This is a genomic window from Ruegeria sp. CDSC042 (assembly GCF_059610745.1).
The window spans coordinates 228,017-242,337 of sequence record NZ_JBXWOF010000006.1 but is presented as its reverse complement, the minus strand read 5'-3'; the positions used below and the strand labels follow the sequence as shown (position 1 = coordinate 242,337).

At 54.8% G+C, this 14,321-nt stretch carries 8 protein-coding genes; 5 read left to right on the top strand and 3 right to left on the bottom strand.

The genetic code is table 11. The features are described 5' to 3' along the window. The first annotated feature begins 95 nt into the window (after positions 1 to 95). From AC2FHX_RS14255 to AC2FHX_RS14235, 5 genes are read left to right on the top strand one after another with little or no spacing between them, the layout of a single operon-like run. The gene (locus AC2FHX_RS14255) at positions 96 to 3,926 is read left to right on the top strand and encodes a beta strand repeat-containing protein (protein WP_496702124.1); all 3,831 of its coding nucleotides are present in this window, start codon (positions 96 to 98) and stop codon (positions 3,924 to 3,926) included. Positions 3,927 to 3,986: 60 nt separating this feature from the next. Next, positions 3,987 to 4,781: a SapC family protein gene (locus AC2FHX_RS14250; protein WP_496702126.1), complete on the top strand. Its 795-nt coding sequence runs from the start codon at positions 3,987 to 3,989 to the stop codon at positions 4,779 to 4,781. A 38-nt stretch (positions 4,782 to 4,819) separates the two neighbouring features. Further along, positions 4,820 to 6,142 (top strand): TolC family protein, encoded by a 1,323-nt coding sequence (locus AC2FHX_RS14245; RefSeq protein ID WP_496702127.1) that lies wholly within the window; start codon positions 4,820 to 4,822, stop codon positions 6,140 to 6,142. Next, a complete protein-coding gene (locus AC2FHX_RS14240; RefSeq protein ID WP_496702128.1) occupies positions 6,139 to 8,286 on the top strand; it encodes a type I secretion system permease/ATPase in 2,148 nt (715 codons plus the stop codon). The genes AC2FHX_RS14245 and AC2FHX_RS14240 overlap by 4 nt, the downstream gene beginning before the upstream one ends. Then, positions 8,270 to 9,580 (top strand): HlyD family type I secretion periplasmic adaptor subunit, encoded by a 1,311-nt coding sequence (locus AC2FHX_RS14235; RefSeq protein WP_496702130.1) that lies wholly within the window; start codon positions 8,270 to 8,272, stop codon positions 9,578 to 9,580. The genes AC2FHX_RS14240 and AC2FHX_RS14235 overlap by 17 nt, the downstream gene beginning before the upstream one ends. 77 nt (positions 9,581 to 9,657) lie before the next feature. Here AC2FHX_RS14235 and AC2FHX_RS14230 read toward each other — a convergent pair whose 3' ends face one another. The 3 genes from AC2FHX_RS14230 to AC2FHX_RS14220 all read right to left on the bottom strand — a co-directional run bounded on the left by AC2FHX_RS14230 (position 9,658) and on the right by AC2FHX_RS14220 (position 14,243). Continuing rightward, positions 9,658 to 11,424, bottom strand: coding sequence for an ABC transporter ATP-binding protein (locus tag AC2FHX_RS14230; protein ID WP_142636416.1), 1,767 nt, complete (start codon positions 11,422 to 11,424; stop codon positions 9,658 to 9,660). 252 nt (positions 11,425 to 11,676) lie between these two features. After that, the gene (locus AC2FHX_RS14225; RefSeq protein ID WP_496702132.1) at positions 11,677 to 12,378 is read right to left on the bottom strand and encodes a response regulator transcription factor; all 702 of its coding nucleotides are present in this window, start codon (positions 12,376 to 12,378) and stop codon (positions 11,677 to 11,679) included. Continuing rightward, positions 12,378 to 14,243 carry a PAS-domain containing protein gene (locus AC2FHX_RS14220; RefSeq protein WP_496730867.1) on the bottom strand — a complete coding sequence of 622 codons (1,866 nt, stop codon included), beginning with the start codon at positions 14,241 to 14,243 and terminating at the stop codon, positions 12,378 to 12,380. The genes AC2FHX_RS14225 and AC2FHX_RS14220 overlap by 1 nt, the downstream gene beginning before the upstream one ends. Positions 14,244 to 14,321: the final 78 nt, after the last annotated feature.

Genomic DNA, 14,321 nt, shown 5'->3' with positions numbered 1-14,321 from the left:
TTCTGGTCCGACCGCATGAACATCCGATGGGCAACACACATGAACAAAACGTCGCTGCCCATGATTTCAGCGCGGAAACAGCATGTGAGGGCAAGATGACCAAAACACCTGATATGACACGCAATCCTGCAAGTACCCGGCCCGATGCGGGTCAGCGGCAACAGATACGCAAGTGGATCGACAACAAAATGCGCCGCTGGGTCGGGCGCGGCATCGCAGGCAGCCTAAGTTCAGCCTTGCTTGCCCTTCCTGCGTTGGCACAGGCCACGACCGAAGAACTGGACACCTTCCAATTCGCTGATGCGATTCCCGGCGTTAACAGCGCAAAGCTACTGGCAAATGGCGATGTTCTTCTCAAACTGGAAGATGGGCGCACGATTTTGGTCTCGGCAGAGAATGTTCATATCCTGGACGGCGGCTCCATCATGATTGCCGAAAATGCGGCGGCGGAAGTCGCGCAATTCGCACTGGCCGCCGAAGCCGGGGGAGCCGCAACAGCCGCTGGCGGCATTAGCGGAGCCGGTGCTGTTTTGGGGGGCCTTGGTCTGGCGGGTGCAGCCGCAGCAGGAGGAGGTGGCGGCGGTGGCGGTGGAGATGACGAGGCTCCGGCGCCCGCTCCAAATTTCCAGAGCCTGAACCTTGCTGGTCTGCAAGCGAACGCATTGAACAGCGCCAGCGCAAACCTGATGGCACCGACCGGAACCACAACGGTCGAGGTGACAATCGGATCACTGACCAAGACGGCAACGCCCAATCCAGATGGCAGTTGGAGTATTTCCCTTACGGCGGTTGAGGCGGCTAGCCTTCCTCAAGGTGTGACAACAGTCACCGTTCGCAACCTGGATGGAACGGGTGAGGAAGTATCGGTCGAAACGGTAAGATTCGATGTGGACACTCTTCCACCGACGGTCAGCATTACGGGCTTTTCGGACGGGGCCATTCTGAATGCCGCCGAGCAAGCGACTGATCTTACAATCTCGGGCACTTCTGACGCCGAGAGAGGTCAAACAGTAACGGTATCTGTAAACGGGCAGACTTATACTGGGACAGTGAATGGCGGCGGCCACTGGAGTGTTGCCGTGCCGGCCACAGACCTGGCCGCCCTGCCTGACGGGGTGACCGTTTCAGTGACTGCCGATGTCGACGACCGCGCAGGAAATCCGGCGATACAGACAAGCGCAAGCTTTGACACAGATTTTAGCGCTCCAACGATCACGCTTGATCCGGTCTCTGGCGGTTCGATTGGCCTGGGGGACATCGGCTCTGACCTGATTGTCACCGGGTCGACATCCGCCGCAGACGGGCAGACGGTCACCGTGACTTTCGATGGCCAGACATATACCGGCACCGCATCGGGTGGCACTTGGAGTGTTACCATCCCCAGCGGCGATCTCGGCTCGCTCTCCACCGGAAATCCGGCCTCGGTAAATGTTGTCGTTGACGATGTGGCAGGCAACCCATCGGTCCCGGCCACGGCTTCGGTACCGGTCGATCTGACGGGGCCTTCGGTGAATATCGCGCCATTGTCCGTTGGTGCGGTCCTCAACGCTGCCGAAACCGGGTCTGATCTGACAATCTCTGGCACGACAGGAAACGTTCAGGACGGCCAGGTGGTGACAGTCACCCTGGATGGACAAACCTACACCGGTACAGTCAGCGGCGGCAGTTGGAGCGTCACCGTCCCTGCAAGCGATCTTGCATCGCTGGCAGATGGGGGCGATTTCACGATCACGGCGGATGTGCTTGACACAGACGGCCTATCTGCACCGCAGGCAAGTGTCCCGCTTTCGAAAGATGCCACCGCGCCGACTGTAAGCATCGACAACTTTTCCGACGGCGCTGTCATGAATGCAGCCGAACAGGGCACTGATCTGACAATCTCTGGAACAACGAACGCTGAGGATGGTCAAACCGTAACCGTTTCCATGAATGGGCAGGACTACACCGCAACCGCCTCTGGCGGTACTTGGTCGGCGACCGTCCCGGCGATAGATCTTGCTGCCCTGTCCGATGCAGCAACCGTCAATGTTACCGCAGATGTCTCGGACGCGGCTGGAAACCCTGCCCTGCAGGCCAGCGGCAGTTTCACAACGGATTTCACAGCACCGGCGGTCTCTATCACCGGGTTGTCGGATGGGGCTGTCATGAACGCCGCGGAACAAGGAACCGACCTTACAGTGTCCGGAACCTCTGATGCGGCAGATGGCACGGTTGTGACCGTAGAAATCGTTCGGCAGGACGGCACAGTTGACGTCACCGGCACGGCGACCGTAACGGGCGGGTCCTGGACCTATACCGCCTCAGCCGCGGATTTGGCCGGACTTCAGGATAGCGAAACCTACGATGTCGAGGCATCTGCTTCGGATGCGGCTGGGAACACAACAGCGACATCAACCAGTTTTGACACAGACTTTACCGCGCCATCGGTCACGATCGACCCTCTTTCGGTCGGGTCAGAGCTGGATGTATCCGAAAAAGATAGTGACCTGACGATCACCGGGACAACGGATGCCGCCGACGGGGAAATGGTTACAGTCACACTGAACGGGCAGTCCTATACAGGCACCGCCTCTAGTGGCACCTGGTCAGCAACCGTTCCGTCCGGTGACTTGGGAGCGTTGGCAGACAGCACAACCTTCCAGGTTTCAGCGACGGTTACGGATTCTGCTGGCAATACCTCAACCCCGGCCACCGCGCCGTTAACCACGGATTTTCTGCCCGTCCTGGCAATAGACAACACTGGAACAAACGGCGCCGTTTCATTGGATGACGCGCAAAGTTCGGGTGTGGTTGTCTCTGGCACGTCAATAGGCCTTGCCGCGGGCGAGAGCGTAGATGTGACGTTGAATTCCGTGTCAGTTGGAACCGCTACGGTCGGCGCCGACGGAACCTGGACACTGGCGGTAAGTGCGGCCACCTTTGCATCGGTCGAGGCGGGAGATGATCTGGACTTTGGCGCAGCGGTATCTGTGGCAGGTGGACCCGACCCTTTGCCAGTTACGGATGAAAACACGGCCCATGAACCTGCAGCCTATGTGATCACTGAAGCCGGACAAAGTGGATCAACGGTCATATTTGAAATCTACGCAGATCCTGATACGGATCTGTCCAGCGGTCTGGCGATCACAGCCGAACTGGGTTTCGATCCCTCAGTGGTGACGTTTGACACCGGATCAGATGTCGAGAATGGGGCATTCGATTTGTTCCTGACGAACCCGGTGAGTGGATCAGCCGTCAGTTTTGCTGGCGCGGCGACCACCTATTCCGACCTGTCCCAACCCATCGTCACATTCACGATGACAGTTCTAGATGCCTCTGAACCGATTGTTCTGACGTTGACGACTCCGGATGGTGGTCCATCGGTGCTGCAGATCGGGACGTCAGGCGACGACACATTGATTGCAACCGACATCGACAACGTCATTCGTGGCCAGGACGGCGATGACACAGTGGATGTCTCAGGTGCTGGTCGGGACATTGTCGTGTTCGAGCCGGACCCAACAGCAAATGGCGTTGATACGATCACTGGCTTCACGACTGGACCCGCGACTGACACCGCTGATGCGATCATGTTCAGTGGATTGGATGTCGGCAGCCTGCGCGGCGACGGAACCGGTGTGGAAACGCTTTCAGTAGGGGATGCACTAGGCGCGGACACCGGAGTGGTTGGTTTGACGACAGAGCTGAGCGATCTGACGGCTCAAACCATCGAGACAGCGGTCGAAAGCCTTACCGGCGCCGAAGCAGGTGACGAGATCTATGTCCTGGCTACGGATGGAACTGACAGTGTGCTGGTCAAGGTCGACTATTCCGCATCCGATGCGGCGACAGTCGAAACGGTGGCCCATTTCACCGGATTGGATGACCTCAGCGGGCTTACTGCTGACAATATTCTGCATACCGATCCAACCGGGGCCAGTGCCTGACGCTCGACTACGCTGCCACCCTACGCGGGTGGCAGTACTCTCGATTTTCAAGAGGTAGAAATGGCACAGAATGGCCTAGTTCCGATCAATTTCAACCGTCACAGTCATCGGTATTGGAAGCGTTTCACATCTTATGACTTTGCAGCTGAACGCACCGAGAGCGTGATCGTGGAAGAAGAGGTGCTCCAGATTGCAGCCACTTTTCCGATTGTGTTTCGCAGAACCGGCCCAGAAATTGAACCGATTGCGGTATATTCACTTCTTGCTGGTGAACCCTCGCCATTTGTTTCAACAGAAGGGCGTTGGCTGGCCAGCTATATTCCGTCCGAACTGCGTAGTCATCCCTTTTCGTGCCGCCGGCTGGATAGCGGCAGCACCTTTCAGCTGGTCGTAGATGAAGGTTCGGGCCTGTTGACCGAAGAGTGTTCTGACAATCCCTTTTTTTCAGCTCCGGATACGCTCGGCACTGAATTGAAAGAAGTTCAAAACTTCCTGAAAGCGCGCGCAACCTCTCAGATTAGAACTACCGAAATTTGCAAAATGATAGACGCCTTTGGGCTGTTTGAGCCCCTGAGCGATAATTTGGAATTCGGCTCTGCACATAACTGGTTGCAAATCAACTCTGCACGCCTGGAACAGCTATCGGCAAAACGCAAATTGGAACTGGTCGAAACAAAAGGCTTACGCCTGATCTATGGCCATCAGGCTTCATTATCCAATCTCAGATGGCTTTTTCAGGTGCAAAAGCAGATTTCCCAGGCCGGTACATCTGTAAAATACACCGAAAATTCAGAACTTACCGGTTTCATGAATGCATTCGCCCAAGCCCAAACCGATGACGTAATCTGGTCCTAATGAAGTGTGAATGACAAATGCCCACATGCGGTCGCTTTTTGAGTTTTCTGATTTCTGCTCTCTCTTTCAGCATAGTATCGGCCTGTACCCAGCCACCTGACATTGCCGGGGTCGAGGCTTCTTTTTCGACCGGGGCCTTGGGTTTCCGCGCGCCGGAACCGTCTCAGAAACTGACCACAAGCTCTTTTGGCAAGCGCGTACGGCACGCCGTCGAGACCAGCCCCAACCTGGCGCGATCTATGTCCGCGCTGGATGTGGCAGTAGCCAACCATGACGCGGCAAAAGGGGCCTTTCTTCCGCAGGTTTCACTTGGAATCAACGCCAGATCCGAGCGGGTAGACTCGGACACAGCCAACGTGACCCCTTATCTGCGGATCTCACAGCTCGTTTATGACGGGGGGGCCGCATCCGGTGATTTGACTGCTGCAAAAGCACGGGTTTTTGAAAGTCGCGGCGGCCAGTTATCAACAGCCTCGGCAACCGCTCTGGCTGCGATTGAGGCCTATATAGTGGTCTTGGATTTACGGAAAATCCTGGATATTTCGGTGAAAAATGTGGAAGTCCACCAACAGCTCGTTCAACAAATTTCCGAGAGGGCTGCATTAGGCGCTGGTTCGAACGCCGATGTATTGACAGCGCGGTCGCGGATGGCCGATGCACGGACGCGACTGGCGGATGCAAAAGCCAGAGTGGACCTCGCCGATGCCCGTTTTCGTGAAGTTTTTGGCAGCCCGTCAGGTGATCTGCAACCCCCAGTCAAAGCGCCGACGATCTCACAATCGGATCATAGTATCGTAACGGGAAGCCTGCAGATTCGACGCTCAGAAGCGGCCCTGCTTGCCGCCAAGGCAGAACGTGCTGCCGCTTTGGCGCGCCGTCAACCCGGCGTGAATGTTTCGGCATTTGCGGATCGCGATGATAGCAATGACGCAAATTTCGGGGTCGACCTGTCCTTTAATTATGAGCTGGACTCTACTGGACAGCGCCGTGCCGCCATCACCGCGGCTGAAGCCAAAGTTCGCGAAGCGGAATTCGTTCATCAATCCCTAACGCGAGAAATACAAAGAGAGCTGGACACAATTCGCGCTGACCAAATTGCTGGAGCACAACGGCTTAGAGAGGCGCGAATAGCTGCGCAGGCGAATGCTGACAGTGTTGCAGCGGCGCGAGCGCAATTCACAATCGGACGACGCAGTCTGATCGAAATCCTTGACGCACAGCGCGACTATGTGAATGCACAGGAAAGACTTATCCTAGCCGAACAGAACTATTTCCTGACAGACTACGCAATCCTTAGTTTGACTGGTGACATCCTGGATCTCCTTGGTATTTCAATCAGTTCCGTTGAGGGTTCTCAATGAAACAATTGACACCTGCCTTCGCAACGCCCGAGTTATCGTGCTTTGAAAAATGCCTGATGCACGCTGCGGCCCATCTTGACTGTCCAATCACTTTTGCCGGGATTCTCGCGGCTCAAACAGGCTCGAACGGAGAGCTTACAATCCGCGATTCATTGGAACTGGCACGGCGTGTTGGGGTCCAGGCGGGATACGGAAGAAGGGCTTTGTCAGCTTTTGACAACACTTTGGTTCCTGCGTTGTTGATTCTTGAAGGGGGAAAATCCGTTGTGTTTCATGGCCGAACCTCAAATGGTCGGGTTCTGATCTATGATCCGGAGGTTGGCACGGAAATAGGTCAAATTCAGCAAACCGATCTATCAGAAGTCTATACAGGGTTTGCGATCCTGCTGCGGCGCAATCACCGTGAGGATTTAGCCACGGGGTCCAGTTCTGCTTCGGGCCACTGGTTTTGGTCCGCTATGGCGGCAAATCGTTGGTCTTACACTCAGGTTGCGCTTGCGGCGGCGTTGGCAAATCTGCTTGGTCTATCTACCTCGGTCTTTATCATGGTCGTCTATGACCGTGTTTTGCCAAACGAAGCCACAGAATCTCTGATTGCTTTGACAGCAGGTGTTGGGATCGCGCTGCTTTTTGATTTCGTGCTCAAACTCCTGCGGGCAGGATTCATAGATCGGGCTGGCCAGAAAGCAGATATTTCGATGGGCCGTAGAGTCTTTGACCAGGTCCTCAACATTCGCATGAAGGCGCGCACAGGTTCGACAGGGGCCATGGCCAGCACCATTCGTGAATTTGAGACACTCCGTGAGTTTTTCACATCCGCCACCTTGGTGGCAGTCGTGGATCTACCCTTCATAGCATTGTTTGTCTTTGTCATTTACTTGGTCGGTGGCCCACTTGCACTTGTTCCAGCTCTGGCTGTGCCTGTCGTTTTGCTAGCAGGCATCATCGTGCAACCTATACTTTCTCGCCTTGCCGAGAAAAGCTTCATCGATGGTCAATCCAAGCAATCGGTTCTGGTCGAAACTGTATCCGGGTTGGAGACCATAAAAACGACAGCGGCGGCCCGGCCCATGAGGTCGCGGTGGGAGGCTGCCATACAGCTTCAGTCATCACATGGCGCGCGCAGCAGGGCAGTGACTCAATTTGCCTTGAATCTGACCGGATTTACCCAACAGGCCGCCCAGGTCCTTATCGTTTTCTACGGTGTTTTTCTTGTGATGGATGGTCAGGCAAGCATGGGCGCGCTTGTTGCTTCGGTCATGTTGACCGGGCGGGCTCTTGCGCCACTTGGGCAACTGGCACAGACCCTGACACGGGTTAATCAGGCCCGAAATGCCTATCAAAACCTTAATGCCTTAATGCAGGCCGACAGTGAACGCCCCGAAGGGCGGAGCTGGATCAGTCGCGATCGCTTTGAAGGGAGATTAACCTTCGAAAATATCCAGTTTGCTTATCCCGAAAAACACGACAACGTCTTGTCCGGTGTTTCATTCACCATCTCGCCCGGAGAGAAGGTTGCAATCCTTGGTCCGATCGGCTCGGGGAAAAGCACGGTCGCGCGGCTAATGCTTGGCTTGTACGATCCAGACGCCGGGTCTGTTCAATTGGATGGGGTCGATATCAGACAAATTGATCCAGGTGATTTGCGGCGCAATATCGGCTCTGTTCTGCAAGATATTTGGCTGTTTTCCGGGTCAATCCGCGACAATATCAAAAGCGGCGCAATCAGGCCAAGGGATGAGGACCTGATTTGGGCGGGGCAAGTCGCTGGGGTCGAGGATTTTGTCTCTCGCCATCCCGGAGGCTATGACCAAAATCTGGCAGAGCGCGGTGAGGGATTGTCAGGGGGACAACGGCAGGCCATCGCCTTGGCCAGAGCCTTGATTGGTAAACCTCCGGTTCTTCTTCTGGACGAGCCAACAAGTGCCATGGACGTCAAAACCGAAGCTGAGGTCATACAGCGGCTCAAAAAGGCGACCCCCGACACAACTATGCTGATCGTAACCCATCGAACCAGCCTATTGGAACTTGTCGATAGGGTTATCGTCATAGAGGGCGGCAAAGTACGGGTAGATGGACCAAAAAGCATACTGTCACAGCATTCCGGAAAGCAACGGAGGCATCTGAATGTCGCAGCATCATGACCTAGCCTCGCTTGCCCGGGAAATGCGAGGCGGGTCACCGGTCAGGAGTTCATTGCTTCTCTTGGTAATCCTGACTTTCCTGGCGACAGCAGCGTTTTGGGCCCATTTCACTGAACTTGATGATGTCACCCGTGTAGAAGGCCGCATCGTGCCGTCGGCGGATGTTCAGATGATTGAAGCTACGGAGTCCGGCATTCTGCAGTCATTGAATGTCCGAGAAGGCGAGGTTGTTGAAAAGGGGAAGTTGCTGATGGAATTCGATACCACCCAAATCGACAGCAAGCTCAGCCAAGAGGAACAGCGTGCATATGGCTTGAGAGCCCGATCCCAGCGCCTGCAAGCTGAGATAGACGGGACCGAGCTGACATTTGATACGATCCTGGTCCAAGGTGCGCCGACTGTTGTTCAGTCTGAGACAGCTCTGTTTCAAGGCCGGCGATCAGAGTTGCAGGCAGAAATCTCAATTCTGATGAGCCAACGGGAACAGCGGTTAAGAGAATACGAAGAAGGGCTTGTCGATACGGTGACCGCGTCCGAGACTTTGAAAGTTCTGGCCGAGGAACGGGCAATCATTACCCCCCTAGTAGAACAGCAGATGGAACCCGCCACGACACTATTGTCTTTGCGACGCAGCGAGGCTGAGTGGCAAGGCCGCCGGACCAGGGCTGAAGCCGCTACCAACCGTCTGAAGACAGGATTGGAGGAAATTGATGATCGGGTTCGGGCGACACAAAGCAGGTTTCGAAGCGCGGCTTTGACCGAACTTGCATTGGCAACTGCGGAACTGGCTACTCTGGAACCATCGCTGCCAGCCTTACGAAACAGAGCGGAACAGGCGCAGATCAGGTCGCCGGTACGCGGCATCGTAAATCGCATTCACCGCACGACCATAGGCGGTATGGCACGGAGCGGTGAGGAACTGATCGAAATTGTACCGCTGGATGAGTCTTTGTTGGTCGAAGCCTATGTCCGCCCCGAAGACATCGCATTTCTGCACCCTGAACAGTTGGTTCGGATCAAGATTACTGCCTATGATTTTGCTCGATACGGAGCCTTGGACGGGCAAATTATCCGTATCGGGGCTGATACCGTGACGCGATCTGAGCGGGACGATGAAGAAGTTTTTGTCGTGGAAATCCGGACCAACCACTCGATGTTGGATGGGAACGGAGTAGCGGTTGAAATTATTCCCGGCATGATTGCCGAAGTGGATATTCTTGCGGGCAAGAAAACCGTTTTGGACTACCTGCTGCAGCCGATTGTCAAAGTCAAAGATCAGGCCCTTCGTGAGTAGTAATTGACCGGGCCAACGCCCATTACTTCTCGATGCCGTTCAGAATCTATGTGGGGCCCCGCCCATTCGGACTGAGCTTAGGATCCCGGAAGCTTGAATTGCTGGTCAAACAGTTGGCGGAACGTCCCGTTATGTTCGATTAGCGCATCAAGGTTGCCTTGTTCGATAACTTCACCGTCTTGAACAACCATAATGGTATCTGCCTGAAGCACAGTCGAAAGCCGGTGTGCGATAACAATGGTTGTTACATTCTCGGTCAACTTGTCCAGCGCAGCCTTAACAAGCGCCTCAGATTCCGCATCCAAAGCACTGGTGGCTTCATCCAAAAGCAAAATCTCGGCATTGCGCAGAATTGCCCGCGCGATCGCCAGACGCTGTTTTTGACCTCCAGAAAGAAACGCGCCGTTTTCGCCTACCTGCGTATCGTACCCATTTGGCAGTTGTGAGATGAACACATCAGCATGGGCAGCCTTTGCGGCCTCAATCACCTCTTCATCGGTGGCACCAGGTCGCGCAAAACGAAGGTTCTCCATCACGGTTGTCGAGAACAGGAACGTGTCTTGGCCCACATAGGAGATCTTCCGGCGCAAAGAGGCAAAACTTACATCGACAAGGTTTTGGCCATCGATTTCGACCTTGCCCTGATCGGGATCATAAAACCGCATGATCAACCCAAAAATCGTGGACTTGCCACCACCGGACTGACCCACCAGAGCTGTCGTCTTGCCTGCCTCGAAGGTCAGGTTCATATCTCGGATTACTTTTTGCTCACCCTGATAGCCGAACGTCACGTTGTTTAGACGGATTTCACCCGGGCCGGATTTCAGCTTTTCAGGGTTCACGCTTTCGACCATCGGGTCTTCCTGATCGAGCAGCTCGAACATCATCCCCACTGGTACCAGGGCCGTTTCAATCACGACCCGCATTTTTGACAGGCGTTTGGCGGGTTCATAAGCCATCAAAAGGGCTGTGATGAATGACATCAGCTGACCTGCCGAAGTCGGTTCGCCGCCGGTAATATCAAGGGTACTGATGATCAGAACACCCGCAATCGCGACACCGGCCAGAAGCTCCATCAACGGGCTGGCAATCGACTGCAATCTGGAAATTGAGTTCGCCCGTTTTTCAACCGACCTGATCGCCCCATTCATACGGTCAGTCATGTTGTCTTCCAAAGCAAAGACCTTGATGACCCGAATGCCCGCAGATGTTTCCTGCAGAACCTTGATGATTTCAGACAGCGCCTTCATTTCTGACTGCATGATCGACCGCACACCTTTGAGGATGTAACGCACACTCAAAAGCGCAACAGGACCCACAAAGAAGAACAGAATTGACAGTACAGGTTCCTGGTAAATCATCACGAAGATGAGGCCGACCAATGTCAGGGCATCACGAACGAAGCTGGTCACCATGACGTCGATAAGCCGCCGCGCGGCCTGAGCGCCATGAGTTACGCGCATAAGAAGGTTGGACGATTCTGTTTCAGCAAAGAAACCAACACCGCGTTTCAGCAGCTTATTGTAAAGCCTTTCCTGTTGCACCGCGATGATCCGGTTGCCCGCACGCGCCAGAAAGATTGACTGGATATAAGAGGCGACAGCCTTACTCAAAAACAAGCCGACGACCGCTGCGGCAATCAGGTAGACTTGCGACTTCATCTCAGGCGTGGTCATCGCATTGACGATGTTCTCCATCATCCATGCGGTTCCCGCAGTTGTTGCTGCGACGACAATCATCGCCACCATGGCAACACCGTACAACCAACCCTGCTTTCGGAGACTTTCACTCAAAAGTCGACCGAGATGGCTGGATCGCCAGTTCGCTAAGGTCTCTTTGATCATTTTACGCTCCAAAACCTTTTCGAATTCGATATCTGATCACGTTTCAACCCAAGTTAGCCTTAGCCAAAGAACCGCGCGGTTGTGTTAGTTATGCCTGACTGTGCCGAGAATCCAGTGCCTGCCGACAGATTATCAACACGCGACCGACAATAACGGGGTGGCGACCGCAATATCTACTTTAGCGCCCCTATGTTCCGACAGCTTATGAGCCCGTTTCACACCGAATGCTAGGTGCACCCAGCTTCGTCATCATCATCGCCAGGCGACGTCGCCCAAAAAGATGTACCCTGCCCCATAGATGGTTTTAATCAATCGCGGGTTCTTGGGGTCCTCGCCCAGTTTTGTTCGCAATCGGGATATTCGCACGTCCATGGCACGGTCAAAGCTGTCGCCCGCGCCTCCCCCGAGCGATTCTTGCATCTGCGAACGGCTGATCAATCGTTTAGGACTATCTAGAAACAGACGTAACACCTCGGCCTCGGCGTGGCTGAACGGCGTTTCTGATCCGGAACCGTCTTCAAGAACATAGCGGTCGAAATACGCGGTCCAGCCGTTGAATTCTGCGATCTCTGACTGAGGAGCTGGTGCCCGCGACGATCGAAGCCGTGCCCGGATACGAGCGACCACTTCGGCTGGATCAAAGGGTTTGGTGATGTAATCATCCGCGCCAAGCTCCAATCCGGTGACACGATCCTGTACCTGTGCCCGCCCCGAAATAATGATGACTGCGGCACCTTGTTCCAAAGCCAGGCGATGAACAAGTGCCAAGCCGTCTGTGTCCGGCAAAGACAGGTCGACCAGACACACATCGGGCACCACTCTTTTCAACGATGCTTCAAATTCACGAGCACGGGAAAAACTTTGAGTGCGGAACCCCGCCTCTTCCAGTGTGTCGGTCAGGATACGACGTATCTCAGGCTCATCATCTAAGATGGTTACCAGCGGTTGGTTCATCATGCGGCCTCATTTCGGATTAAGGCAGTAAGCTGCGCTTGTGTGAACGGTTTGCGCAGAACTGGTGCCAAGGCCAGTGCCTGACGATGCAGCGGATCGGAATAAGGCAGCGATGTCATTAGAATACACGGCAAAGATGGGTCCAGTTTCTGCAAAAGGTCAAGCCCCGTCTCTGGTCCTTCCAGCCGAATGTCGGACAATATCAATACAATGTCTTCGATCTGGTTCACTAATGAAAGCGCCTCATCGGTTGAAGTCGCCTCAATCACGGTGAACCCAATCTCCACAAGCATGTCACGGAAATTCCGACGAAGTTGGCTGCTATCTTCAACCAACAGAACTAGCCCTTCCAGCGCCGGCGGCGCGGCGCGATATGGTAGCCGAAGAACCACCATGGCACCGCTTGGTGTATTGCGCAGGCTCAGATTTCCACCGGTCAGTTTGACCGTATCGTAAACCATGGGCAAACCCAAACCCGATCCCTTGTCACCCTTTGTGGTGAAGAAAGGATTGAGTGCCTTGCCAAGTGCTTCTTCCGAAAAGCCCGGCCCTGTGTCCGAGACCGAAATCTCGACCCAGGTTCCACCAATCGTATGCGCGCTGATCGTGATCTGACCTGTTTCACCGCAGGCATCTCGCGCATTCAGCACCAGATTCAGGATGGCGTCCTGCATCATCCCCTGATCCAACATAAGTGCCACATCCGGCAATGTATTCACGACCGAATGCCCCATGCCACGCGGCAGTGACGGCGTGGCGAGAATACGCAAATCCTCGAGGAGAGCACGCATATCCGTGGCTTTGGGTTGCGGCGTTCGGTTGCCGGTCATGCCTGCTATGCGGTTCAGCAACTGTCCGCCGCGTTTAGCAGTCTGGCGCGTGGCGGCCACCAGCTTTTGTGCGCCTTCCGGCAGGTCCATTTTATCAAGCTTGGCCTGCATCCCCAGTATAATTGTCAGCAAGTTTGAGAAATCATGCGCAAGACCGCTTGTCATTTGCGCCGCCATTTCCCGGCGGCGTGTTTGTTGCAGGGCCACACGGGCTTGCGTTTCTTCAGTGATGTCGACTGACATCACATAGACACCGCCTTCGCTGTCGGGCGTGAACGAAACACGGATTCGACGTGAATCCTGACCCTCTGTGAATTCAAATACCGTGGCTTCCCCGTCGTAGGCACGGTTCAGGTTCTGTTCGATCCGCGCAAATGCGGCCGGTCCCAAAGCGTCAGAAATATGCATCCCAAGAATTTCAGAGGGACGGCCGGGCAAAACCGAACTGAGCTTGCGATTGGAATAATCGTACCGCCCATCGGCATCCAGATGCGCAATATGCGCTGGCATCATTTCGGTTGTCATCCGGGTGCGGGCTTCGATTTCGGTTAACTGACGTTTTGCCTCTTCCAAAGCCGAAATGGTCGACGCTAGCTTTCGGTTGGTCGCCGCCATTTCCTCGGCCCGGGTCAACAATTCGTCCGACAATTCTTCGGAACGCGCCCGCAATAGCGCTTCGGCCTGTTTGGTATCTGTGATGTCGGTATAGACCGTTACCCATCCGCCGTTGGGCAGCGGTGCTCCCTCGACCGAGATCACCTGCCCATTCGCCCTGACGCGCTCAATATAGTGCGGTTCAAAAGTGAGGGCCTGACTGACCCTATGTGCGACGATGTCCTCGACAACCTCATCATGGCCATACTCGCCGATGCTCGCCAGAAAATGTATTGTGTCACGGAACAACGCACCCGGCCGGACCAGATCATCCGGAAGGTCGAACATCACCTGAAAAGGCCGGTTGCAAAGCACCAGCCGCAACTGACTGTCGTAGATCGACAACGCCTGACCGATCAGATTCAGCCCAGCTGTCGTCATTGCCTTTATCTGGTTATCTGTGATGTTCAATCTGCCCCCTCTCTGAAGCTATGCGTAACATCAGATTGATCGCAGTTG